Origin of the sequence: Thermincola ferriacetica (assembly GCF_001263415.1) — a bacterium.
GTDB lineage: Bacteria > Bacillota > Thermincolia > Thermincolales > Thermincolaceae > Thermincola > Thermincola ferriacetica.
Window position 1 is genome coordinate 1 of the sequence record NZ_LGTE01000011.1, and the last position, 25,655, is coordinate 25,655.

The window sequence follows — 25,655 nt, forward strand, 5'->3', positions numbered from 1 at the left end:
GAAGCCAATATGCTTTTTGGCCTGATAAACAAGCTATACCAGCAAACCTCCATCATCATTACATCCAACAAAGGCTTTGAGGAATTGGGAGAATTCCTGGGAGACCCGGTCATCACATCAGCCATGCTGGACCGGTTAATGCATAAATGCGAGCTGTTTAATATGACCGGTGATAGCTACAGGTTAAAACACCGATAAACAATACTGAACACTTAAAATAATTTCCAATTTTAAAGGTGGTCAATTGCTGTATTTTTGGTGGCCGAAAAGCTGTATATTTATTGACCGCTAACATCCCTATCCCGAAATTAGTTATTTCAATCCCTCATAGGTAGGCTAAAAACTCTTTATGGATTTATATTATTATTTTGTCAACATGTGTTTCAATCCCTTATAGGTAGGCTAAAAACTATCCATCCTCCGTGGCCAGGGCATAGAGCGCATTAAGTTTCAATCCCTTATAGGTAGGCTAAAAACTTGCCAGTCTACAAGATTGGGGGAATGCTTCATGAGTTTCAATCCCTTATAGGTAGGCTAAAAACTGAAGGGAGAGGATGCTATGTGTAGACCGGTTTGCCGGGTTTCAATCCCTTATAGGTAGGCTAAAAACTTTGGTTATATTATACTGTCGCGTTGTGCGACTTGTGTTTCAATCCCTTATAGGTAGGCTAAAAACAGCTATTCCAGCATACGGACCGCAGCCTGGTTATCCGGTTTCAATCCCTTATAGGTAGGCTAAAAACCAGGGTTTTTTCGTGTTGTTGCGCCAGTAGCGCAAGTTTCAATCCCTTATAGGTAGGCTAAAAACTGCGTTAGCAATTTGAGGGAGGAAATTTATATAAATGTTTCAATCCCTTATAGGTAGGCTAAAAACCCAGCCCCCAACCATGCCGGCAATTGCAACAATATCTTGTTTCAATCCCTTATAGGTAGGCTAAAAACATGCCGTCAATAAATTCCTGTATCAAGTTTTTGCCCGTTTCAATCCCTTATAGGTAGGCTAAAAACTCATATTGCTTTGGCTGTTAGTGTCTGGTTTTTAGTGTTTCAATCCCTTATAGGTAGGCTAAAAACTTAATACTACTCCTCATTCTATCTGTTTTCAGTCTGTTTCAATCCCTTATAGGTAGGCTAAAAACGGAGGTGAAGAAGGCTGACAAGGGGGTTTTCGCCAGGATGTTTCAATCCCTTATAGGTAGGCTAAAAACGAAGGTAGACGGTCAGACTGCCCATTGAAAGGGGTTGAAGTTTCAATCCCTCATAGGTAGGCTAAAAACTGAATCCGCCTCCTGGCGGTTTTTAATCGGGTCGTCAAGTTTCAATCCCTCATAGGTAGGCTAAAAACGTAAATGCCAAGCACAATCTTTATGACGTTCAGGAAGTTTCAATCCCTCATAGGTAGGCTAAAAACTAAAGATAACAACAAAGGAATTATTAGAATTAGCTAAGTTTCAATCCCTCATAGGTAGGCTAAAAACAATATCAACCCGAATCACCTACCTGTATCCGCTCATGTTTCAATCCCTCATAGGTAGGCTAAAAACCTGGTCAGCCCATCCAGTAGGGGCTTCCATGATTCGGTTTCAATCCCTCATAGGTAGGCTAAAAACTTTTTATTTCCTTTTTCCGCCTCAAACCCCTAGAACAAGTTTCAATCCCTCATAGGTAGGCTAAAAACGCTTGAGCAGGAAGAGCAGGTAGTGATTATCACAAACTAGTTTCAATCCCTCATAGGTAGGCTAAAAACCGCCGCCGCTTCTTCCTTGGAGAGCATGTATTTTTGTAGTTTCAATCCCTCATAGGTAGGCTAAAAACCCGCCGAACCATGCTTCCAGGTCCTCGAGGACGTCAGGAGTTTCAATCCCTCATAGGTAGGCTAAAAACCAGTTTTGGCCTGTTGCGCCACGAAGCAGCAGTCTCTAGTTTCAATCCCTCATAGGTAGGCTAAAAACATTTTTTCATAAGGCCTCCTTTCCATCTTACCTAGTAGTTTCAATCCCTCATAGGTAGGCTAAAAACTACACTGTGACCCGGCGGATGTCCCGGACCGGTGACCAGGTTTCAATCCCTCATAGGTAGGCTAAAAACGGTGAGGTTATGAATTTTAGATCTATGGAAGCATAGTTTCAATCCCTCATAGGTAGGCTAAAAACGGTATAACTTCGGCGACGAATTCCAGTTTGACCCGATGTTTCAATCCCTCATAGGTAGGCTAAAAACTAGCGGCATTTGTTGATATTGAATTGTATGTCAAGATGTTTCAATCCCTCATAGGTAGGCTAAAAACGGCTGAGTGGAAGGATAGAGGCGGTGAAGCCAATGAAGTTTCAATCCCTCATAGGTAGGCTAAAAACTGAATTCCGAAGCTTTAAAGTGATGAAGCATCTCGGTTTCAATCCCTCATAGGTAGGCTAAAAACTATATCCAACGCCAGACGCCATTTCAGCAGGAATAGAAAGTTTCAATCCCTCATAGGTAGGCTAAAAACGTGAGGTTGGCAGGGAAATCCGCCTGATAAAACTGGTTTCAATCCCTCATAGGTAGGCTAAAAACGAATTATTTAATAATTTGAATTGTATATCATAATGTATGTTTCAATCCCTCATAGGTAGGCTAAAAACTTTATCTCCTTCTTACGACACAAACCCCTTGAACAAGTTTCAATCCCTCATAGGTAGGCTAAAAACCATAACATTGCTCACGCAACTGTTTTACTACTCTAGGTTTCAATCCCTCATAGGTAGGCTAAAAACCCAAATACAATAAGGGCCAAAATAACGGATCTGATGGGTTTCAATCCCTCATAGGTAGGCTAAAAACCCGTTATGCGCAATGGCAATATCTGTTGCCATTGTGTTTCAATCCCTCATAGGTAGGCTAAAAACGGTCATGGCTTGGAGTTCTTGAAATTCAAGCATCTGTTTCAATCCCTCATAGGTAGGCTAAAAACGTCCTTGTGTTTCCGTCCCAATCTACATTTGCGCCGTTTCAATCCCTCATAGGTAGGCTAAAAACTAGTGGATATGACAGATTTTACTATGATGGGAATACTGGTTTCAATCCCTCATAGGTAGGCTAAAAACTGCCGACGCCGCAGTGCGGGCACTGCAGGACACGAGTTTCAATCCCTCATAGGTAGGCTAAAAACCCGTTCGGGCGGCGCAAAAAATCAGGTACGACAAGTTTTCCCTGATTTCTGTACCTTTCAGCATTTTACCATAAAAATGCTCTTTTTTAAAGGCCTGTTTTGCAGTATTTGCTTATTTTTCTAGGCCTGCGCCCTGTTTTGGCTTTGTCGTCGATCCCCCGGGGTTTTTGCGCTACCGGAGGTCGACGACAAATTTTGGGGTGTAACAATGAATACCCTACCAGTCAAACCGGTCCACTAAATTATCACATCATCGCCACCTTTTTTTATCCCGAGAGATTCCCGCTGCGAATATTTTGTCGTGCGGAAGGTGTAAAAAAGGCAGGAGTCCTCTTCCTCATTGATCACATTTTGCAGCTCCATCTTCAGTTTCCTGTAATTGGCCTCACTTATTTCACCTTCCAGAACCGAATTCTGTACCCAGTTCAGGTATTTCCTGGCTTTTTTGAGCACTTTGTTGACCCTCTTGGTATTCACATCATAAACCAAAATAACGAACATAACTTCACCTGCCGGTTATCTCCTACCACCGCGCTACAAAAGGTTCATACTCCTTTTCACCCATCAGGTGCTTTTCCAGCTTGTACAACTCAAGGCGAATCAGGCGCCTGTAGGAAACTTCTCTGCCAATATCCCGGTGTTTGATTGTTGTTTTCAGCTTGTTATCCAGTTCTTCCACAAACAGTTTTTTGGCCCGGTCCTTAATCACGATTCCTTCCATCCCACTTTCAAAGTCCTGTTTGGTGACCATTTTCTTGGCCAGGAGCGAAAATATCACCCGGTCAACCAGGATGGGCTTGAATAGTTCCGCAATATCCAGATTCAGCGAAAATCTTCGGAAATTGGTGGCATGCAGGAAACCAATCCGGGGGTCAAGATGGGTCTTGTAGATTTCACTGAGCACCAGAGTGTACATGACGGAATTCCCGAAACTGATCAGGCTGTTCAGGTGATTTCTGGGCGGGCGGCGCGTCCTTTGTTCAAAAACAAAATCTTCATTTTCTATAATTTTATCAAAAGCCCTGTAATAACACTCTCTGGCGTTTCCTTCTACAGCCATGAGTTCCGAAATATCGGCACAGCCATCAATCTGTTCTTCAAATTCCTTTAATTTCTGAAGACTGGCATCCAGATCTTTGCCCCTGTTGGCATAGTATTTCAATACCTGCCTGATGTTTTTTAACGCTCCTCTGACTATTGCTCCGGCAATTCCCATTCGCCTGTCGTGTTCCAGGTAAAATTGCGCCTGTTTGAGGGTCATATACCCTGAGTTATAGTGTTCCCGGGGGTAAAAGGTACCCATATAGTAACCGTGGTAGTTGAAATAGTGCATGACAATTTCCTTTTGCGACAGGAGTTCGAGAAGTTTTTTGTTAATGTTTACCTCTCCGAAAACAAAAATGTCGCTGATGTCTTCAACCGGCAGATACCGGTTGGTTTCTTCGCAATAAAACTTGAGAGTATTGTCCTGCCTTTTCAGTTCGCCGTCAGAAAAAATATAGACAATCTTTTTCATGCAGGCCCTCCGTTATGACCAACAGAATTCCGCATAAGCGCAGTTTTTGCACCACCTGACCCTGACAGGCGGTGGAGGCCCGTCCAGATAGACAATGCGTAAAATGTCCCGGACCGCTGCATCCAGTTTGGCCCTTAGTTCATCCGTCAATTCCACTGTTTCCCGTCTTTTCTCCTTGGGAAACCGAAGTTCCCCTTTCGCCGTAAGACCTGCTTTTTCCAGTTCTGCCAAATAATAAGCCAATTGCATGCGCGCGCTGGCCTCGAATTTGGAGCTTTTTTTCACTTCGCCGATAACCAGCCCGTCCTTACCTTTATGTACAATATCAAGCTTGATGTGGCCCAGGCTGATTTCTTTTTTCTCGCGGGGGTATGTCTGCTCCTGGATAAACCTGCCCAGGTCCACGTTTGGGTTGTCCTGGTCCGGCACCAAGTTACGAGCCATGAGCCACACCTCGCGGTGGCAGATGAAGTAGTACCAGATAAGGGTGCCGGTGATGTGGAGGTCCTGTTGGTTGGTCACGAGCATCACCTTCAGGAAATCAAAGTATTTCAAAGGTCTCTGCCCTTAGTGAAGCACGTTTAAAACCTGTTTCAGAATCATAATAACTCTTCCAATATTCATTGGGTAAGCGATAGAGCCGGCCATAGGCCTGTAAACCTAAAATGTTACTTTCCTGCCGGTCCCTCTCAGGAATAGAAATAATATATCTAGCTAATTTGGCTTTAATCTGCATATAGTTTTTTCGCCTAACTAGAGGGTCATGTTCTGACAAAACTGTTGTTTCATAATCATCCCAAACAGCCTGAGCCTCTTCATCTTGTTCTATAAATACATCAACATAGAATGGAAGCTCTCTAATCAGACAGAATTCGCTAATATTGCCACATCCTGCACTGGGAGAACCATTAAAAGATAAGTTTTTCACTGCGTCCAGGAGATCTAAAGATTTTTTCGATGACAAACGTTTTCCCCTAACTAAATTTATGAAATAGTTGCTAACCATTTGTCCAAAATCCTTTTCATCTATACAAGGGTATTTTTTCAACAAATCCCTAGCCTCATTTATCAGAAGCGGTCCATATACCTTACTGGCATAATCTTGGCCATTGTCTGTCATTAGATTTACCACTTCTATTGTACCTCGTGACCTCATTTTATTGCGATTACACCTGCCAGCACACTGAATAATCGAATCTATCGGAGCCAAATCCCTGAATACTTCATCTACATCGATGTCAACTCCTGCCTCTACAACCTGAGTTGAGACAATAATTACTTTTTCACGGTTTTTCAGTTTTTCTTTTATTTGATTTAACTTTTTGTGTCTGTCTTTAGGTGTTACATTAGTTGACAGATAAAATATCGGTGCAATTCCTTCAAGATTTTGTTTAAGATTAGTAAAAAGCTCTAAAGAACTTTTGATAGTGTTCATTACTAACAAATATGATTTGTTTGGGTCATAGCAAGACCCAAAATATCGAACAAACTCGTCTATCGTTTGATTTTCCCCATAATAACGCAATGTAACCCGGTCAAAAGCTTTAAACAACTTAGTAATTTCTTCACTGTTTCCTGCCAATTCAATTGATTCGTTATCTTCAAAAATAAGAGGTTTAGTAGCAGTCATTAAAATAATTCTACAATCCAAATATTCGGTCATTAGCTTTAATAATTGCCTTACAGCTCCCCAATATTCCGCCGGAATACTTTGAACCTCGTCCATTAATATAATACTTCCAGCCAAGCGGTGAAACTTTTTTAGCATTTTATTTGTATAGCCAAAAACTGTATGAAATAGCTGAACAAAAGTTGTTACTATAATTTCACTGTTCCATGCTTCGACATTAAGGAGAGCATGATCCAACGAGATATTTTCTCCATCAATCTTGTAATTAACTTCACTTAAATGATGATGTTTCATGAGAAAAGCATCTTTATTATCTTTATATGCCGGAACATTTTGTTCCAGCATTTCTTTCAGCACATCATAGTTTTGGTCAATAATGGAAGTAAAAGGCAGAGAATAGATTATTCTACTTTCTTGGTCAGCTTTTGATAAAACTTCTGCTCCAGAAATCCCTGCCCCCCCTGATAGTTTACTTTTCGTAGATTTAATTAGTTCGCGGAGTTTTAAGGCAGCAGCAAAACCGCTAATAGTCTTGCCGCTTCCAGTAGGAGCTGTAATAGTAAATATTTTAGAATCCCTGAATCTCTGTTCCATGTTCTCCATGACTCTTTGATATACTTCATTGCGATGAAAGTCAACCTGTTTCTTAGGGCTTGGATAAGCAACTTTACGATATTTTTCCACAATACTATAATTTAACGCAAAACGTTTAACTTCTTCTAATCCAGCAGCATTTTTTTTATCTGCATCGATAAGAAGAGAATAAATATAGAGGAGCTGAAGATATGTTAGATACCCCACATGTCCATCGTCAACGCTATCCTCACCCATAATCAGGTCGTCATAGAGAAAAAATAATTTTCCAATAGTTTTATGCACTTTCTCGGCAAAGGCTGACACTCCCATGTAAATACCAGGTTTAACATAGGTATCCATTAGATATTTCATTTCTTTGTCAATAACAATGGAGTTCTTTTGCAAATCATCTAATTGGCGGTTCATTATCTCCAATCTATTTCTAAGATTATCTTTACAAAGAGTTGCAACTTGTTGGAGACTCCTTTCCGAAGCTAAAAAATTCAGAGGATGAGTAAGATTCCCATGATGATGCAGCACAGCCATGTATCCAATCAGTGGGATATACCGGTATTGATCGGAATATTGCAACTCGAGGAGATGACTCGCTGTCCACACAGCTGAAATAAAGCCATGATAACTTAAAGCCCCACAGTTTTTTCTTTTAACAAGATAATCCTGGAAAAAGGTAGTATATTTGCCAAAATCATGTCCTAAACCAATAACCGTAACAGCCGGTTTCACTATTTCCCAGCTCAAAGCAGGTAAGTCCTGTAGGTTAGTCATCATCTGACCGGCTACCTCGGCCAAATGATCATTGAGGTACTTATGGTAATTGGTTTCTTGGTCAAAATGAGAATAAAAATCCAATTAAACCCCTTCTTCCATAAAAAGCAAGGTCTCGTCCAATTCATCAATGTAATAAGGAGATGTTTTAAACCTGGCCGTGATGCCTTGGCATGACCGTTCGTAAAGCATGTTGCATATTTCAATTAATTTTCGACCCGGACCAAAGGCATAAGGCATTTGCTCCTTTAAATAGATCAGGTTCTTACCAGCATCAGGCTGAAAAACTAGGCTTTGACCTTCTATAAGACTCATGTTTACCACTGTCTGGACTTCTGCACCCTGACTCGGTTCCGCTGTAAATTCTCCAACAAGCACAGGATTGGCCAAAAACTCACTCCTACCCAAAAAAAGAGGGAATATAGGGCCATGTTCTAGCTTTTCCAACAAATTCTTTTGAATCCGTTCATCTTTATGGGAAAAGTATACCCGGTATACTAACTCTTTTCCTTCTTGCGGAACAACAATCTCTGTCGGTATCATGGTCGGGCCACCATAGCCATTAACCCAATTAAGCTGCTTAGTATTAATAAATTTTATGGTTTGCATTATTTTTCTTACTTGGCAATTAATTTTAAGCGCTACCTGAGCTGTATCAGGGCTTAACAGTTCATAGTACGAATCACGTTCTAGGCCTAAGATGGCGCCTATCATGCCGGTGATAACAGTCCGGGGCGGAAAGGCATAGCTTAAAGAAGATGAATTGGTAAAATACTTCCTGAAATGAGCAGCTGGTCCCCGAATATCGAATACGATGATCTTTTTCATACCGTCTCCAACCTTTCTAGTCCTTTATTACAAATACCTTCTCAACTCCTATCGCATCTACCAGTGCTTTGTCAGTTTTGGTTGGTTTGCCGTTTACATGAGTATTCAATTCAGGATTCATATACAGCTTTACTTGGTTAACTTTTTCTTTTCTGCTTTTTAGAAGACTTACAAGGCTACCTATTTCCAGTTGCAAGTCTTTTCTATCTCTTAGCCCTGTTTTAGGGTATACTTCTATATAATTTCGCAGATCTCCTAAAAAAGTTTGATTATCAATATACTCAACCCGTAGATACAGGCACGGATATTGTCCAATTTTACTCCTGGTAGCTGCTAAGGGAATTGCCTTGACCAATGCTTCATCCAATTGCTCTAACGTCTCCGTTTCTAATTTGGTATAAGTTGCCCGACGGGCAGAAACAATGCCATGAAATGCAATTAAAGAATAATATAAACGGTAATCCCTGCCAATTGTACCCTGTTCGTTGCCCTCATTTGAACTAAACCTAGATGTAATTGCACTCGATTCTATCAATTCAACACGATTTAAAGAATACCCCCAGTTAAACTGTACCGGCCCGGTAAATGTAATCGAACTACCACTGGAACCTCCTCCATCATTAGCTTTAATAGTCATAGTGGCCCCAAAAAGTCGCACATCAACCAGCTTTTCTAAAATAGCCGGAATGTCATCCTTTGTTATTTCGTCTTTTTTCAATAATATCTTTAAGCGGGTAGTCGCATCAACAGTTCGGTCATCAACCTTGGTGACAAATATTTCCTTCCCTTTGTCCTGAAGGTAATCTCGTATATATCTTTTCAATCTCACGTCAGAAACCAGATTAATTTCTTTTTCATAATCCATCCGGGGCCTGTTTTCGTCATCCGGATCCCCATTTGGATTGCATAGTTTAGCATCATAAATAAATAAAATGTCACTATTGTTTTTGATCAACTCGCTCATTACCGTCTTTTCCTCCTTTTTCTTTTTGTATACCAGCGTTAATAACTTTTCCTGTTAAATAGCTGTATCCAGATAGCAAATAGAATACATTTTCTTTATCACTTAAAGTCCAATTTGCCAGTTCATGGTCTAAAAGTTGCTTCATCACCGAAAAATACTTTTCGTTATTAATATCTAACCTTTTGTATTGCCTTAATTTATTAAAAACCTCATTTGCCAATGCAACAACCCTTCGGCTACTCATACCCTGATAAACTATTTTGTTCAAGATAGGCTTACTATTTAAATTACTGTTATATTGAGCATTAGCCACCTCAGCCATTAAGTATCCCAGTAGAAACAGTGACGCTTGTTGTATGTTATACCCCATAGATTTAATAAACTCATTTTCATCTTTCCGTAACCCTTCCACTTCAATTGGCTCTGTCATTTTTAGCACACCAACCTTCTTTAAAAAACAATTTAAATAATTCACCTTCAAACCAGCCTTAGCCATTTCAATGTCCCAGAATCTAGAATCACCTGGTTCAACATTAAAATTTTCTTTACTGAATGCATACACTTTAAATAATTCCAGATATTGTTTTATTAAGAACGCAGGTTGAACACGGCGTCCTTCGAAGATTGCCTCAATGAAAGTTAAAAATTTTCGATATTCGTGTTTATTTTCTCCTTGTTTATTTTCTCCTTGTTGAAGCGGAATCAAATAATATATCCGGTTGAGGTCCAAAGCCAATTGACTACTGATAGCGGGAAAAACTTTGTTACTTGACCTGTTAACCTCCAAAAAAGCTAAGGCTATTTCCCTGAAACGGGTGGGTGGCACATCCTTAACCATCTTCAAAATCTTTAGCTCGGCTTTGTTACGCTGGTAAAACAGGAGATTAAAGATTAGTTCATTGTCAAATTCCCTGTTCTTTATGTATTCGTCTATCTGTCCCTCTAATTCGTTAATTGCACTTAAACCTTTTAGAAAATTAAGGCTATCAGGCACATACTTTACCCAGTTGTAAAATCGAGTAGAAGTCAACAAGGGAGACTTTAAAAAACCAGGTATTATGTACAGATCCAATTTCCCTAAACGGCTGGAAAAGTTATTACGAATAAAAGTCTCCGCGAGAAGAACAGATTTATAACACTCCTGGCAAAAAGAGTAGTGCTTATGAAAAGCCTCTTTATTTAAATTGCTGGCAAAGCCGACTTTATCCGTAATATAGTACTTAAATTTCATTCGGCTTGTATTTCCAGTAATCAATTCCTCCTTTCCGCAAACAGTGCAAATTCCTCTCTTTTTATCAAAGAGTTCACCAACTTTTATCTCTTCTACTTTTTGCATATATTCAGAAAACCTGGCCCCAGCCATACCATCAAAAAGTATTACATATAGGCAGATCTCCTTGCCACTAATGGAATAGTTTTGCTTTAACCACTTTTTAAAATTCTTTTCAATTACTTCGACTTTCTTTTTCTGATTTTTGGGGAGTGCCAAAATATCTGCTAACTTATCCCCTTCATACCCAACTAACAAATCCAAATTAAAAACATATCGGTACCTTTGTTCAGCCCCAACAGTGACATTTGTATCAAAAAAATAAATTTGTAATACCTGTTTTGCTTTTTGGTACAACAAGGTGTCTTCATGCATAATATTAATGATATTGGGTAGAGTCTGAGACAAAACGAAGGCTAAATTATTTGTAGTTAAATACCACTGCGGGCTGTTCCCATCAGCATTTCCTATCCACAAATATTCCTTTTCAGTTAACCCAGGAGTAACCTCAGCAATCTTTATTTGTAAAAAAGGCTTCTCAGTAGAAAAATCCAGTAACACTACATGCTGTTTTTTTCCTTCAATTTCGTCCGGCAACTCGATAGTTAGGTTTTCAAGGAAAGTCCCCCGGCTGAATTTATTGGCCAAATTCCCTATGTCCCTAATTGCAGCTAACATCATCTTTCACCCCCTTTCGCTACTGCCTTTGCAGGTTCTCCTTTATCCTAGGCAGTTCCATTTGCCCCGTATTTCTTAAAATAATGCTACCCCAGTAATTCACAAACTTTATCCACCTTCCCTGCCTTTTCCTTTCTATAAACAAAATTAATACATAAAACTGACACCTGTTTGTCAGTTTTTAAAAAAAACTTTTCCCCGTTAGTTCCTACACTGCTTCCGCAACATTATGATATAATCAAAATAAAACACATTTCTCCATTGCTTTCCATTCCATAATATGCTATTATTTTTGCAGAACGTTTGTTCGCTATATTTTAAAGGAGGCGAGCCCCTTGCTGGATGCCGGTGACCTTAAACAAATCAAAAATGTAATGCTGGAAACCATCGAACCGTTTCTTACCAAAATTTATGGTAAACTGTTGGAACATGACAGAAAATTTGAGGAAATCGACAAAAGATTCGAACAAATCGATGCTCGGCTGGACAGGCTGGAAACCCGCATGGACAGTATAGAAAACCGCATGGACAAGCTAGAAAGCCGCATGGACAGCCTGGAAAACCGCATGGACAAGCTGGAAAAAGACGTTGCCGAAATTAAAGGCTATCATAAAGACCTGGAAAAAACCCTGGATATGATTAAAAGACTGTTCACCGAGGTCACGTTTAAAGTGGAAAAATTGGAAGACCGGGTATTTGACCTGGAAAACAACCCAGAAGCTGCCCAAAAAGAATATGCTGCCGAGATCAGAAGGGAATTCGAAGCCCTTAAAAACCGCGTCTCCAGGCTGGAAAAGCTCATTGACCGGGTTTGTGAAGCAGAAGAAAAATACAAAAGCTGACATGTCTCGCACCGCCGCTGCGGCGGTTTTTTTATCTTTCAACCACCTCCACACAGCCAAATCCCTGGCTGTTCTTGCTGCCCAACCCTGCATCCACCGCCATCTGCAGCAGTTCCGTCGGCCCGGACAGTTCCATTACCCCGGTATATCCCTTGATCACCGTATTCTTATAATTCACCAGCCGCATATCCCCCCTTCCCAACCTGCGCACTTTCACATTTCCTTCCGGCGCAGCCTGTCCGTACAGGGCCTCATACTTCTTGCGCAGATTACTTTCCAGCAAAGTATCATAATCCGGTTCCCCCGGTTGCATATAACAGGAATACCGTCCACCTTCAGGCTTATATAAAGTTTTGCGGATTACAGCCGGCGAAAGAGTCCGGACGGCTATTCTCTCCTCCCCCACTTTAAGCTGCCGCACAACCAGTTTTTCCACCTCCGCCTCGGCCGTACCCAGCCTCAACCGGCCTTTGGTCAACATACCGTTAGCTATGGACTGGCAAAATTGATCAACCGGTGAGGAAATCACCAGCCTCACTTCATCAAAAAACCTGATTGTGCCTTTTTCCTTGTCAATCTGAAACCTCCCCATCAGGCGTGAAAAGGCAAAAAGTTTGAACCGCCGGTTACCGCTTTGATACCCCTGGTCATGCAGAAAAGCTGCCAGGTCTGCATCTATGGAACTGTACACAGCCGCCTGGACAATATGATTATACTGCAGAGGAATCTCCATACTCCCCTCAGGACGCAAAGAAAAACATATGTGCATGTTATCTCTCCTCCAAAAATAAAGACTGCTCCTCCCGAAGCAGTCAGTCTGGAATTTCTCCTTATCAGGCCATTATGTGTTTCATACCGGCAATATTGAATTTTGACCCATGCCCGGAAGGTTGCTGTATTTTGACTGTTGCCCGGAAAGCAGACGCGTTTTGACAGATGCCCGGAAAGCAGACGCGTTCTGACACATTTGGCAATTAAATTACTTTTTTTATATGGCTTCTATTTATTACTATATTTTTCCTTCCTTGGGCATGTACTTTCGCTCGTCTAATTTCGACAATTTTCTCATTCGAGCTGTCGTCCGTGAGCGGAGGAATATTGTAGCCTCTGCTACTGTTTTTTCCCAAACAACTCCTTCCACCTCTGGGACACCTGCCGCACTATATCTTCCCTGGGAATCAACTCATCGGGGTAATCCGGTTTCATCCGGGCATCTATCACAATTGGACCGCTGTAAATAATTTTGTTGTGCCCAACCTCATAGGCTGCATAAATATCCCAGGCCGGGTCAAAACGGGTAAATACGGTCCAGAGAAAACCGGTCTGATCTTTCAGGGCATCGGCATCGTCGACCAAAATTACCAGCGGCCATTCTTGCAATTGCTCCCGGCCGTGTTCCACAACCTGGCGGGCCAACTCCGGCGCTGCGGAATAAGCAGAGCCGGAAATCATCAGGCAGCCACGGCAGTAAGGTTTGATTTTATCAATGCCGGCAATCGGGCCGCCGGTATACTCTCCCGGCAGGTCACGCACCGGGTCCCCCAGGCCCAGCATAATGGCCTTGCTGCCCTGGTTAAACTTGCGCCCGGTGTAATCAAGGGTATCCATAGCCGTATTATTGATAATGAACAGGTCCCTGGCCGGATTGAACCGCGCCAGCACACTTTCCAGAAATACGTGGAACTTCTTCAAATCAACCGGGACGTCAGTAATCATGAGGACCTTGGTCAGGGACAGTTGCCCCTCCCCCAGTATTCTAAAGGCATGGGCCAATGCTTCCCGGTGGTAGCTTTCCCTGACCACAGCCCCGGCCAGGGTATGGAACCCTGCTTCAGCATAAGTCCACAAGGCCCTGACGCCGGGCATAATCAGGGGAAATATCGGTGCCAGCAGATCCTGCATCCATTCCCCAATGAAATAATCCTCCTGGCGGGGCTTACCCACTACCGTGGCCGGATAAATAGCGTCTTTGCGGTGATAAACCTGTTTGACGTTAAACACCGGAAACTCGTGAACCAGCGAATAATACCCGTAATGGTCCCCAAAGGGTCCTTCCGGCTTTCTTTCAAACGGGGGCACTTCCCCGCAAACAGCGAACTCGGCCTCGGCAATTATAGGATGCGGGTGCCCGTCTATTTCTGCCATGTTCAATTTTTCCCCCATTAAAAAGGACGCATATATCAATTCCGGCAATGATTCAGGCAAAGCGGTAATGGCCGCGATGACCAGCGCCGGTGGGCCGCCAAGGAAAAGGGTTACAGGCAGGGCCTGTCCCCTTTTTTCCGCCTCGTGGTAATGAAAACCGCCGCCCTTATGAATCTGCCAGTGCATACCCGTCTGGTTTTCCGAAAATATCTGAATCCGGTACATGCCCAGATTATGCTCCCTGGTTACCGGGTGTTCCGTATAAACCAGCGGCAAAGTGACAAAAGGCCCGCCATCCCCCTGCCAGCTAGTCAGGACAGGCAGCTCTTTCAAATTTACTCTCGGCTGCCGCACCTGGAGCACAGGCGCTTTGGCAGGGCTTACGCGGCGCAGGCCGCTTTTGGCAATGCTGAAGAGCCAGTCCCTTTCCTGCCAGAGGTTGGATAATTTGGGCGGCAAAAGTTTGTCCATCGCCTGGGTAATTTTTTTAACAATCGCTTCCGGCCTCGGTCCTATGGCCATCTCTACCCTTTCCCGGGTGCCGAATAAATTTGTGACCACAGGAAACTGGCTCCCTTTAACATTGGTAAACAGCAGGGCCGGCCCTTCATCTTCAATTACCCGCCGGTGAATTTCCGCCAGTTCCAGATAGGGGTCCACCTCAGCATTAATCTCGATTATCTGGTTTTCTCTCTGCAGCATCTTGATAAAACTTCTCAGGTTTGTATGCATGGCTACTCTCCTGTAATTTTTTTATCTCGTGACAAAGCTTGTCGGCTGCCACCGAGGCATTTGCCACCAATTGCCTTATTTCCCAATCTTCAGCCCCGTCAATGTGCACCCCTGCCACCACAGCAGCAACCAGGCCTGTTTCCCGGCAAAGCCGCTCTCCGACGGACGCGGCCATTTCCGCATCCTTATGCCCGGGTACAGGGGTAATCCAGGTATCACATGAAAGGCAGCCCTGGTCCTGCAGACTTGTGCGGGGTACGCTTAAAGTCGTTCCGCCTACATGAGGTTTTTCCCCGCCCGTCAGAGTAACAGCAATCCCTTCGCCGGTTATGACAGCCAGTATATTTATTTTGTAGCGGCCCTCACCGGAGGAAACCCTGATTTCTTGCATGCTTTCATTCACCCGATATAACATTACTGTATGAAAATTCCTCTTCCCCGGTAAACATTATTTTATGATATCTTTTATCCAATCAATGCTTTTATATCAATATTATATTCCCTGATTTTGCGGTAAATCGTGCTTCTCCCTATATTTAACCGGGCCGCGGCTGCGCTGATACTGCCGCCGCAATCAACAATAGCCTTTTTAATGGCTTCCTTTTCCAATTCCTGCAGGGTTCCCGTCTTTGCGGCAGCGGCCTTTTCTTTCTGCCTGTTCCTGATATTTTCGGGCAAATCCCGGGGCGTTATTTCTTCACCTTCAACGACATTCACCAAACCCTCAATTACGTTTTCCAATTCCCTTATATTCCCCGGCCAACTGTATCCCTGCAATATTTCCAGGGTTTCCGGCAACAATTTTAATTCAGGTCTACCGACTTTTGCCCTGTATTTATCCAAAAATGCGTTTACCAGCAGCGGGATATCGTCTTTTCTCGCACGCAGGGGAGGAATAAAAATGTTGACAACATTCAATCTGAAATATAAATCCTGACGGAAAGCGCCCTCTTCAACCATTTGGGCCAGGTTGCGGTGCGTAGCCACGATAACCCTTGCATCAACTGTCTTGCTTTCCTGCCCGCCAACCCGGAAAAACTGCTTCTCCTGCAGCGCTCTCAATAAACTGACCTGGGCCTGCAAAGGCATATCCCCTATCTCGTCAAGAAAAATTGTCCCCTTATCAGCCAATTCAAATTTACCGGGTTTTCCGCCTTTGCGCGCCCCTGTAAAAGCACCTTCCTCGTAACCAAACAACTCACTTTCCACCAGTTCGGGCGGAATAGCAGCACAATTCACAGCTACAAAAGGCCCGTTCCGGCGGGAACTTTCCTGGTGAATGGCCTGAGCCAGCATTTCCTTGCCTGTCCCTGTTTCACCCTGCAGTAAAACGGTTGAGTCATTCTTGGCTACCCTTTTGCATATAGAAATCACCTGTTGCAGGTATTTGCTTTGACCGATAATCTGGTCAAAGGTATAGCGCACCACGTTTCCCCGTTCAGGTAAACCTCTTCCGGACTTTTTACCTGTTACCTCCGAAGCGCTTTTGTCTTCCGGGTTAACAATAGCCACCATTCCCTGGGGGCTGCCGTCCGGGCCGTATATGCGTTTAGTTCTGGTATTGACCAGTGTGGAACCGTTTTTTGTGCTTACAGTCAGTTCCCTGGTATGGGAAGTGGCGCTTTCTATCACCCACAAGTTATTCAGATTAAATAATTCCTCGATGTTCTCTCCCAGGCATTCTTCCTTTTTAAGGCCCAGAATCTTGCAGGCAGACTGGTTCATTTCCCGCACAATTCCGTCTTCGTCAATCATGACCGCGCCTTCCCGCATCAATTCCATAAGGCCTTCGTATTTCGCCCTGTTCAGATTAAACCTGGTCTGTATATCAAGCAACCGCATTTCCCGTTCAATGTTCTGGGCAGCCATTTTAACCATGCAAAACACCCGGTCACTGCCTTTTCCGCTTTCACCGGTTACATCAAGTGTCCCAAGCGTTTTGCCCCCAGGGCCTTTTATTGGTACAGCGGCACAAGCCAAAATATGGTTTTCCCTGACATAATGCTCCGTAGCAAAAACCGTTACCGGTTGGTTTTCTGCCAGCGAAGTTCCGATAGCATTGGTCCCCTTGAAACGTTCAGACCAGTTGGCTCCTTCGCACAGCATAACTTTCCTGGCATGACTGGAAAAATCATCGTCAGTGAAACACTTCAAAAGGTAACCTCTGGCATCGGCCAAAATCACCATAAAACCCAAACCCCGCAAGCACATAAACAGGTCTTCCATAATAGGGGTGGCTACCTCTACCAACTGCCGGTTTTCCTGAATAGTTTCCCGCAATCGGGCCGGACTCAAGAGCTCGTTTTTTTCCACTTTATGGTGGTTAACCTCGTATTTGCGGCATCGCTCCCATGAACGCTTTATAATAGGATCCACCTGGACCGGGATTTCCCCTGTTTCCATAAAGGTGTTCCACAGACCCGCTTCATTATTCCCCATACCCTCACCCTTTGCCGGTAAAGTTTTTGCGTGATTAGTTCCTTTTCTTTCGTACCTCCATTATACCAAGGATAAGCCATTTTTTCAGCAAAAAAAAGGACTCCATTTTCAGGAGTCCCCGGTTTTTCATCTGTTAAAAGTTATAAAGAGTGTCAATTTCTTCGCCGGTAAAGTCCCATGTAGTATTATGCGGCGGGCATTCTTCCCGGAAAAACTCGGGTAACCGGTCATGTTCCCTGGTAAACCCGGCCGCCTCATTGAATGCGCGTTCAGTCCGTAGCACAGACTTACCTAATTCGGTGATATCGTCATTCGTAAGGTTCAAACCGTACTGGGCATTAATCATGTCTACGATAGCCTGAAAAGCATCGGCGTTATCCAGGATACAAAAAGCCACAAACAGGCAAAGCCCTGCGCTGTCCAGTGCTGCGGTGGCGATTTGCAGGTTTCTGGACAACTCTATGTTGCCTTCTTTCCCCAGTGGATTTACCTCTCCACCCACTTTTAAAACATTGGTGGCCACAGAATAACCGGCTGTATGGTCAGCTCCCATCGGCGAAGTAGCGTAGGTCAAGCCGATTCCTTTAACGGCCCGGGGGTCATACGCGGGCATAGCCTGCCCTTTGACCACGGGAACCCTTGTAACGCCCAGGGCCTTGCCCGTGAAGGCAGCGCCATTGCCAAGGATGCGGCCAAGGTAAGTACTTTTTTCGATTTCCTTCAATAAGTTCAACATCCCCGGTCCATCGCCGAAGGGGATTACCCCTCCTTCCATAGCAACACCCATAGTTACAGCGGTTTCTATGGAATCAATGCCAATATCGTCGCAAATGCGGTCGGCCTGGGCGATAATGTCCAGGTCATCTATGCAACAGTGAGCTCCAAATCCCCAGATGGTCTCGTACTCAAAACCAGCCGTCAGGTAATTTCCGTCTTTATCATTATATATCTGCGAACAACGGATTACACAACCGGCATGACAGCCATGGGTGGGTTTTCCGTTTCTGCTGACAATTATATCATGCATTGTTTCACCGCTTATTTTATTAGCATGTTCGTAACGGCCCAAACGGAAATTTTGCGTCGGTAACCCGCCGGCTTCATTGATTATATTGACTAACACATTTGTACCATAGGTGGGCAATCCCTGGCCCGTGACGGGATGTTCCCGCAACCCCTTGGCCAGCCTGCGGGCAGCCTCTTTAAACTTTTCCTGGTCCGCAATAGCAACGCCCGGAGCGCCGGCATCGTCTATGGTAATATATTTAACCTTTTTTGCACCCATTACCGCCCCCAGACCGCCACGTCCGGCGCTGCGCAGATTGCCGTCGGGGTCTTTCACCGAAATATTGGCTGCCGCCATACGGGTTTCTCCGGCCTGGCCGATAGTTAAAACTCCGATCTTGCTGCCAAATTTCTCCGTCAATCGGGCAACTACTTCGTAATTTCCCTTGCCCACCAGTTCGTTTTCTTCCTGCACCCGGCAGCCATTTTTATCAACATGAATGCTGTAAAATTTATCCCCTTCCGGCTGTCCCTCAATAATCAGCGCCTTTATGCCCAGCCTGGCCAGCTTTTGGGCGGCAGTGCCACCGGCATTGCTCTCCTTAATCCCACCTGTAAGCGGGCTCTTGGCGCCTACAGACAACCGCCCTGAATTGGGAGCAGCCGTGCCACTCAGCAACCCGGGCGCAATTACCAGTTTGTTGTTTTTGCCTAAGGGATGACAAGTTGGTTCCACTTCTTTACCCACAATCGCCGAGGTCAAGGCCCTTCCGCCCAACCCCTTCCATTCAGCGGGGACATCTTCCACGGTAACTGTCTGGTTCGTCATGTTTACACGATAAATTTTCATAACCAAAAGACCTCCCTTTATTTTTAGTTTTGGCCGGGCGGCAAATTGCTTCCGGCGCCCTTACGTTTGCATTTCCACAACAGCAGGACATGCAAATCTGAAGAAATTTCATCATATGAATTGCCGCCTTGTATTTTTAGAAGCAATTCTCGTGCCAACCATAATAAAATAATGCTGGTCCCTGAATTACAGGATTTTATCGGTCTTTTGGACTTTTATGACGTTTCCCGTTTTGGTACTTTCTCGTGCAAAGAAATCGTAATACACCATGTAAAACCAGTAATTAAATACAATATGCCTTTTCTCATAATGAAACACCCGTCTCAAATTAAAACAAGCCTCTCCTTTTTCAGAAGAGGCTTGTTAACTATATTAACAAGCGCCTGTTAACTGCTTTCCTGATTGTTTGTCCACGCAGGTGTTTTATTGTTACCGCCAACAGTACTGCCCATACCGTCATACCTGCCACAGCGCCCAAAACCATAACCGTCACAAAACCGCTGTTCATCCCTTCAATCCCCGGTTTCCTTATCAGGCTTATCCATGAGGAGATATAAAAAACCGTCACGCCAATTACATAGCCCAACCCCAAAGACGCCATGATTTCAAGGGCGCTTCTGGCCCAGGCATAAAGTCTGATAAACATAATCCCGCATATAAGCATAAAGGCGGAAAACAGCACCTGCAATATCGCAAACCAATAAAAATTGTCGTTATAGTATTCTAACACACGGCCGAAAATACTTGGCATACTGTTTTGCAGATATATCATTTCCTCCTGTTCCGCCGATGCCGCCGAACCTGGATAGAGCAGGTTCAAACTCCCGGACAGTACCATTTGACCGGCAATGATGATAAATAACCAGCCAATAAGCCAAACTGACAATGGCTTCTTTGCCAAACTCCCCATATTATATATCCCCCCACAGATACACCACAATACACCCAACAACCTGACACCAATAGCCAATTTCTCTTCTCTGCAAACAAGCACCTATCCCATGCCGGAACAGGTGCTTTAAATAAACCTGAAAAGTTATTGGCTTAAAAAACTGTATTGATTGTGAAAAAAATAACTTACCTGGCGTCCCGCCTCCCTTATTGCAGTTCATTTAATAGACAAGCTCTTTTTAATGTTTTTTATAATTTATGTATGAATTCCTTCCTGTAAAAACACTTTTTCCGTAAACGGTTGCATTTGGCCGTCGAGTGGTCATATAGGCGGTTAAATGGTTATTCCGTGAAAAAAACGCGACCCTGTGGTCGCGTTTTTTGTAGGATGTTTGCTACATCATATACCGCGATTCGGGGCTACAGCAGTCGCAGCCTCTGGGCCAAGCACAGCCTGCTTAAAGGTATCCAGCCCCACCCGGTCAATAAGTTCTCCCAGGCGTTCATTATGCCTGGCATTTCCCTTGTACCAATTAATAATTTTATCAACCAGCTCTAAAACCTGGTCGGGTTCAAGCTGGTCAGCAATCCTGTCCCCCAACCGGGGTTTAACGCCGGCGTTACCGCCTACCATTACAACATAACCTTTAGATGTTCCCATTATGCCTATGTCCCTTACCGCCGGTTCTGAACAGGAGTTCTGGCAGCCGGAAACAGCCATCTTGAATTTGCCTGGTAATTCCATGCCGTGATATTTTTTATCCAATTCCAGCCCCAGCCCTACGGCATCCTGCTGGCCGCGCTTGCAGAATGTGGTGGCCGGGCAGATTTTTACGCTCCTGACACAGAGCCCGACAGCATGTCCTGGATCCATGCCCAGGTCATTCCAGGCTTTCTCAACATCTTCATGCTTCAGACCTACAATGGCCAATCGTTGCGCAGAAGTAACCTTGATCACTTCCGCACCATATTTCTCCGCCACATCGGCAATTTTTCTCAGGGTTGCCGGATTGGTTATACCGCCCGGTATATGGGGAACAATGGCGTAGGTTTTTTTGTCTCTCTGCAGTACTGCCCCTTTGGGTTGAGCCAAAGCCTTCGCTTCTTCGCTGGCCTCACCGAACCCGGCGCTGTTCAGTCGGGTCAACAGTTCTGTCTCGTCTATACCATGGGTCCTGGCCGCTCCGGCAACGGTTTCCGCCGTGGCAGACGGACATCCCAGACATTGCATGCCCATGGCCCGAAATACATCGGCCGTTTTGGGGTTTAATTTCAATACTTCGCCTACCGTCATATTTCTGGTTATCTGCATGATATCCGACCTCCTTATAATCAAAAACCAATGGCTCAATTCTGTCTTTCACTAGTTTTTCCACTTACGCCTTCAATATGTAATGCAGCTAACCAATATGTGATTCATTTAGTTTATACTACAGTTAATCAAGGGACAGACACTGGACGGGGCAGCTATCCACACAGGCCCCACACTCTATGCAGGCCTCAGGGTGGACTTGCACTGCCTTACCGTCCTCAACCCGCCAGACGCCCTGCGGACAGACATCGGCACAGGTTCCGCACCCTATACATTCTTCTACGTTTATTTTTGGTGCCATGTTCTATCACTCCCTTTTTATATAATGCAATTTTTAAGCATAGGGACCCATTAGTTGCTCAATGATGGGTCCCTTCTACCACTTTAACCCCTTTGGCTTCAACTACTTTTTTAATTTGGTTTTTAAAAGGGCATTTCTGGTAGTCCTCCAAATCCATACACATGCAGGAACTCAAATGCAGAACATCCAGGTCATAATTCTTCAGTTTTTCTACCAGTCTGGAAACCCGGCGCCCACTGCAACCCCCGCAGGTAAAGAAGCCAATAAGTTCGGTGTCAGGGCCGTACTGTTCGAAATGTACTTTTCGGTTATTAAAGGCTTTCAGGCAGCCCACGCCGGGACACACTTCAGAGACAATGTTGCAGCGGACCACCGCCACTTTGGTAGTCTTCTTCTCTTCTTTGTTCTTGCCGGAAACCATGGAAAAGTACCTGTCTTTTGTCTCCTGTACCAAATCTACAGTTATTTCATCAATATTTTTTTCCCTGGCCAGTTTTTCCACTGCGCTTTTGGCCATTTTCCTGACGAAACCGGGCACCTTTTCCATCTCACGCAAAGCTTCTTCTGTCCATTTCATAAGCGCCACTCCTTTATAATCGGCAACCGGTGGCCCTGCGCCCCGACCGCACCCAGTAATACCCTTAATTTGCAGTTTATGATTTTTCCGCTATTATAATCAGGTCATTGGACTCTTCTTTGGACCACGCCCTCTTTTTATAATTTCCGTAAGTCTCTATATTTTTAAAGCCCACCTCAGCCATAACTGCCAGCAAATCGTGCCGCCGCCACGGGGTCAATGGCTCTGACAGTACGTGGAACTTCCATTCTCCAGCCTTCTCCCGTTGAAAAACAAGGATGTTAAACTGTACCTGTTCATCGCTTATCAGATCCGTCATCCTGAGAAACAGGACTTCTTCCCGGTGGTCGCGGTAAACATTCAGGGGCATGTACCTTTCTCTGTTTAAAAAAACTTTATCGTAATTTCTCATTTGAATTATAAGGATTCCGTTATTCTCTAGACAATCATAAAACTCCTGGATGGTTGCAACCAAAACTTCCTTTTCCCTGATATGGGCCAGTGAATTGCCCAGGCAGGTAACCATATCAAACTTCTGATTCAATTGTCCAAGGCCGTCCGCCCCCATTTGGTACAATTTCACCACAGCACTGGCAATTTTGGCATTTTCCCCGGCTTTTTCAATCATTTCCCCGCTGGGGTCTATCGCTGTAACATCCAGCCCCCATTGAGCAAACATGATAGCGTGTCTGCCGGTGCCGCAGCCTACATCCAAAACCCTGCTTACACCTCTGGCGGAAACAGTTTCTTTAAAAAAAGGCCCTTCATTCCGGAGTCTCGTTTCCCAATCAATCATTTTATCATAATAAAAACCAAAAACCTCAAAAATATTGATGTTATCCTCCGGCTGCATGAAAACCACCGTCCTTCTCCTGACCTCACTGAAACCGGTCCTGCCTTCATTGTACAAAAATAAAAAAACACCCACTATGACGTGGGTCTGAAAAAACTGTGATATATATCACATTCGACCACGGGCTTTTAAACCGTATAATACCTGGACTTATAAATGTCCATAAGCTGCTTAATTTTTTCTTCTTCCACAAAACCGGTAAAGCTTTTGGTTTCAAAATACCGCTGCGGAAAACAAATATTTTCCAGGCGGTAACCCAGTTTTTCCTTTAAATCGCGTTTTAATCGGAAAACTTTCTTTCCGAGTTCACCTAAACTTTCTTCATTCCAGTCCAGGCCAATAGCTCTTAACGCCGAAACCACCGTTCGCCTGTCATACACGTTCCGGGCAAACAGGCAGATGACAAGGGAGTTTAGTATGTTTCGCTCAATTTCCTCGTTAATAATTTTGTCAACCACCTGCTCAGGGTCCCACCCCTGCAGCTTCTGGTCTATCGAGTAACCGGCATTATCCAGGTGAGAGTGCCTTGCCCCAACGGCCTGCCCAAATATAAAAGCGTGTCCGGTGTGATATCCGGCCATTTCATGACCACCGAGGCACATGGCAAAATCACAGCCACCGTATTTGGCGGCGGCGTACCATGTCCCCCTCGCCAGGTCCCTGTAAAAATCCGAATCCATAGCCACCAGCCGGTCAATTATCTCTCTGTAGACAGAGGCATTGCCAAAGGCAGGCCGACAGCCGATCATTTCTTCCCTAACCAGTTGCTTTTCAAAAGCCTCCGTCAGCCAGCCCAGCAGTACCCCCGTTGAAATACTGTCCAGGCCGTAAAGCTCTGTCTTTTCAATCAACTCCAACAATTGGTCTCTGTTGTCAATACCAAGGAACGAACCCAGGGCAAAAACCAGCTCATGATCGTAAGAGATAGGAGTTGTATAGTATTCGTAATGGTCTCCGAACTGGCGCCTGACCTGGGCAATGTGAATACAGCCAATGGGACACCCGGAGCAAGCCAGTTTCCTGACCAGACTGTGCTTGGCAAAAGCCTCGCCGCTGATCTCCTCTGCCCCCGCAAAGCTCCCGGCCTGCAGGTTCTTGGTAGGCAAACCGTTCATGGCATTTAAAGGCAGGACATTTACAGCCGTTCCCAGCCCATGATACTTATCCATCACTTCCGTTTCTACAACCCTCTGGTATATTTCCTTGTAAACCCGCTGGTATTCCTTTTTATCAGTAATAGCCAGCCCCTCTTCCCCTTTTACTACCATAGCTTTTAAATTCTTGCTGCCAAAAACGGCGCCCAGTCCCAGGCGGCCAAAATGCCGGTATGTATCCACGTTTACACCGGCAAAAGAAATTAACTTTTCCCCGGCGCGACCGATGCGAATACAACTGCGCAGCCCGGAACCGGTCTCTCTCCTGCGCAGAATCCGGCCTGTCTCCTCAACAGTCAGCCCCCACAAAGGTTCTGCGTTCTTAAACTCCACTCCGTCAGCAGTAATTACCAGATAAGTTGGCTTAGTGGCTTTTCCCTTCACAACTATAGCATCATACCCGGTAAAACGCATGGCCAGTCCCAGCCGCAGCCCTGCATAACTTTCACCCAGCTCCCCCGTTAAAGGAGAACGAAACATGGCCACTACCTTGGTCACCACAGGAAAAATCGTTTCCATAGGTCCTATGGCGAAGACAATAGGTTGGTCACCGTCCAAGGCATCCTTCTCCGGCATTATATATTCGTCCAGTAATTTTGTGGCCACACCTACCCCGCCAAGATAAGCCAGTAAATCTTTGCGATTATGCGCCTTTATCTTTTGCTTGTTCAGGTCAATCTCTAATACCCTGATACCGTTCGCATTAATCATTTCGAACCTCCATAGTGATTACTTGGTGTGGGCAATAACGGGTACAGGTGCCACACTGAATACATACGATGGGCTTTTTTTCATCTTCATCAAAGAAGATGGCCTCAACACTACAGGCTGCCACGCACTTGCGGCAGCCAGTGCAAAGGTCTTTTTTGAAAATTACCCCGCCTCCCGGTCTTTCTACCAAGGCCTCCGCCGGGCAGGCTTCCGCACAGGCAGGTTTCAGACATCCCCGGCAGATAACCGCCAGGAAACTGCTTTGCAGACCGCCTGTCGATCTGATCTGAATGGCACTGCGTCTCGGCGAATAGTCATTGTGTATGACCCTGGCGCAAGCCAGCATGCAGGAATAACAGCCTATACACTTGGCCATACCCGGAGCTTTCAGGATTTTTGCTTCTGCCACCTGCATCACCTTCTGAATGTGAAATATGTAACAATTCC

The 25,655-nt window shown here is 44.6% G+C and carries 21 protein-coding genes and 1 CRISPR repeat array; of the genes, 2 read left to right on the top strand and 19 right to left on the bottom strand.

The window, feature by feature from the left end; all coding sequences use genetic code 11:
- On the top strand, positions 1 to 198 hold a 198-nt coding region (locus Tfer_RS08275; RefSeq protein ID WP_160315545.1), incomplete at its 5' end, for an ATP-binding protein.
- A 116-nt stretch (positions 199 to 314) separates the two neighbouring features.
- A CRISPR array of direct repeats spans positions 315 to 3,148; the repeat unit is 30 nt; unit sequence GTTTCAATCCCTCATAGGTAGGCTAAAAAC.
- A 237-nt stretch (positions 3,149 to 3,385) separates the two neighbouring features.
- Here Tfer_RS08275 and cas2 read toward each other — a convergent pair.
- The 7 genes from cas2 to cas8b are packed head-to-tail and all read right to left on the bottom strand — an operon-like array spanning position 3,386 to position 11,399.
- On the bottom strand, positions 3,386 to 3,649 hold the full coding sequence (cas2, locus tag Tfer_RS08280; protein ID WP_052217984.1) for a CRISPR-associated endonuclease Cas2: 264 nt from the start codon (positions 3,647 to 3,649) through the stop codon (positions 3,386 to 3,388).
- A 22-nt stretch (positions 3,650 to 3,671) separates the two neighbouring features.
- Entirely contained in the window at positions 3,672 to 4,664 is a 993-nt protein-coding gene (cas1b, locus tag Tfer_RS08285; protein ID WP_013121320.1) for a type I-B CRISPR-associated endonuclease Cas1b, read from the bottom strand.
- A 12-nt stretch (positions 4,665 to 4,676) separates the two neighbouring features.
- On the bottom strand, positions 4,677 to 5,192 hold the full coding sequence (gene cas4, locus Tfer_RS08290) for a CRISPR-associated protein Cas4 (protein WP_052218088.1): 516 nt from the start codon (positions 5,190 to 5,192) through the stop codon (positions 4,677 to 4,679).
- Positions 5,193 to 5,205: 13 nt separating this feature from the next.
- Positions 5,206 to 7,740 (bottom strand): CRISPR-associated helicase/endonuclease Cas3, encoded by a 2,535-nt coding sequence (locus Tfer_RS08295; RefSeq protein ID WP_052217987.1) that lies wholly within the window; start codon positions 7,738 to 7,740, stop codon positions 5,206 to 5,208.
- Positions 7,741 to 8,484: a CRISPR-associated protein Cas5 gene (gene cas5, locus Tfer_RS08300; RefSeq protein WP_052217989.1), complete on the bottom strand. Its 744-nt coding sequence runs from the start codon at positions 8,482 to 8,484 to the stop codon at positions 7,741 to 7,743.
- 16 nt (positions 8,485 to 8,500) lie between these two features.
- Positions 8,501 to 9,448 (bottom strand): type I-B CRISPR-associated protein Cas7/Csh2, encoded by a 948-nt coding sequence (gene cas7b / locus Tfer_RS08305; protein WP_052217990.1) that lies wholly within the window; start codon positions 9,446 to 9,448, stop codon positions 8,501 to 8,503.
- Positions 9,423 to 11,399 (bottom strand): type I-B CRISPR-associated protein Cas8b/Csh1, encoded by a 1,977-nt coding sequence (gene cas8b / locus Tfer_RS08310; RefSeq protein ID WP_052217992.1) that lies wholly within the window; start codon positions 11,397 to 11,399, stop codon positions 9,423 to 9,425. Before cas8b ends, cas7b begins: the two co-directional genes overlap by 26 nt.
- Positions 11,400 to 11,731: 332 nt before the next feature.
- On the opposite strand from cas8b, the gene Tfer_RS08315 reads away from it, so the two are divergent.
- Complete coding sequence (locus tag Tfer_RS08315; protein ID WP_052217993.1) at positions 11,732 to 12,238, top strand: hypothetical protein; 507 nt, start codon at positions 11,732 to 11,734, stop codon at positions 12,236 to 12,238.
- A gap of 31 nt (positions 12,239 to 12,269) precedes the next feature.
- On the opposite strand, the gene cas6 is transcribed toward Tfer_RS08315, so the two are convergent.
- The 12 genes from cas6 to Tfer_RS08375 all read right to left on the bottom strand — a co-directional run bounded on the left by cas6 (position 12,270) and on the right by Tfer_RS08375 (position 25,617).
- Positions 12,270 to 13,007, bottom strand: a complete 738-nt coding sequence (cas6, locus tag Tfer_RS08320) for a CRISPR-associated endoribonuclease Cas6 (RefSeq protein WP_052217995.1) — start codon at positions 13,005 to 13,007, stop codon at positions 12,270 to 12,272.
- 341 nt (positions 13,008 to 13,348) lie between these two features.
- Positions 13,349 to 15,115 (bottom strand): UbiD family decarboxylase, encoded by a 1,767-nt coding sequence (locus tag Tfer_RS08325; protein WP_052217998.1) that lies wholly within the window; start codon positions 15,113 to 15,115, stop codon positions 13,349 to 13,351.
- Entirely contained in the window at positions 15,051 to 15,506 is a 456-nt protein-coding gene (lpdD, locus tag Tfer_RS08330; RefSeq protein ID WP_052218000.1) for a prenylated flavin chaperone LpdD, read from the bottom strand. The genes Tfer_RS08325 and lpdD overlap by 65 nt, the downstream gene beginning before the upstream one ends.
- A gap of 74 nt (positions 15,507 to 15,580) precedes the next feature.
- Complete coding sequence (locus tag Tfer_RS08335; protein WP_052218002.1) at positions 15,581 to 17,554, bottom strand: sigma-54-dependent Fis family transcriptional regulator; 1,974 nt, start codon at positions 17,552 to 17,554, stop codon at positions 15,581 to 15,583.
- A gap of 133 nt (positions 17,555 to 17,687) precedes the next feature.
- A complete protein-coding gene (locus Tfer_RS08340) occupies positions 17,688 to 19,409 on the bottom strand; it encodes an aldehyde ferredoxin oxidoreductase family protein (protein WP_052218004.1) in 1,722 nt (573 codons plus the stop codon).
- Positions 19,410 to 19,776: 367 nt separating this feature from the next.
- Entirely contained in the window at positions 19,777 to 20,319 is a 543-nt protein-coding gene (locus Tfer_RS08345; RefSeq protein WP_052218005.1) for a hypothetical protein, read from the bottom strand.
- A gap of 381 nt (positions 20,320 to 20,700) precedes the next feature.
- Positions 20,701 to 21,612, bottom strand: coding sequence for a DUF1858 domain-containing protein (locus Tfer_RS08350; RefSeq protein ID WP_052218007.1), 912 nt, complete (start codon positions 21,610 to 21,612; stop codon positions 20,701 to 20,703).
- 124 nt (positions 21,613 to 21,736) lie between these two features.
- On the bottom strand, positions 21,737 to 21,913 hold the full coding sequence (locus Tfer_RS08355; RefSeq protein ID WP_013121335.1) for an ATP-binding protein: 177 nt from the start codon (positions 21,911 to 21,913) through the stop codon (positions 21,737 to 21,739).
- Positions 21,914 to 21,971: 58 nt separating this feature from the next.
- Positions 21,972 to 22,490 (bottom strand): CGGC domain-containing protein, encoded by a 519-nt coding sequence (locus Tfer_RS08360; RefSeq protein ID WP_083436861.1) that lies wholly within the window; start codon positions 22,488 to 22,490, stop codon positions 21,972 to 21,974.
- Between the two features lie 76 nt (positions 22,491 to 22,566).
- Positions 22,567 to 23,400: a class I SAM-dependent methyltransferase gene (locus Tfer_RS08365; protein WP_052218009.1), complete on the bottom strand. Its 834-nt coding sequence runs from the start codon at positions 23,398 to 23,400 to the stop codon at positions 22,567 to 22,569.
- 71 nt (positions 23,401 to 23,471) lie between these two features.
- The gene (locus tag Tfer_RS08370; protein WP_052218011.1) at positions 23,472 to 25,208 is read right to left on the bottom strand and encodes an aldehyde ferredoxin oxidoreductase N-terminal domain-containing protein; all 1,737 of its coding nucleotides are present in this window, start codon (positions 25,206 to 25,208) and stop codon (positions 23,472 to 23,474) included.
- Complete coding sequence (locus tag Tfer_RS08375) at positions 25,201 to 25,617, bottom strand: 4Fe-4S dicluster domain-containing protein (protein ID WP_200901022.1); 417 nt, start codon at positions 25,615 to 25,617, stop codon at positions 25,201 to 25,203. The genes Tfer_RS08370 and Tfer_RS08375 overlap by 8 nt, the downstream gene beginning before the upstream one ends.
- Positions 25,618 to 25,655 lie beyond the last annotated feature (38 nt).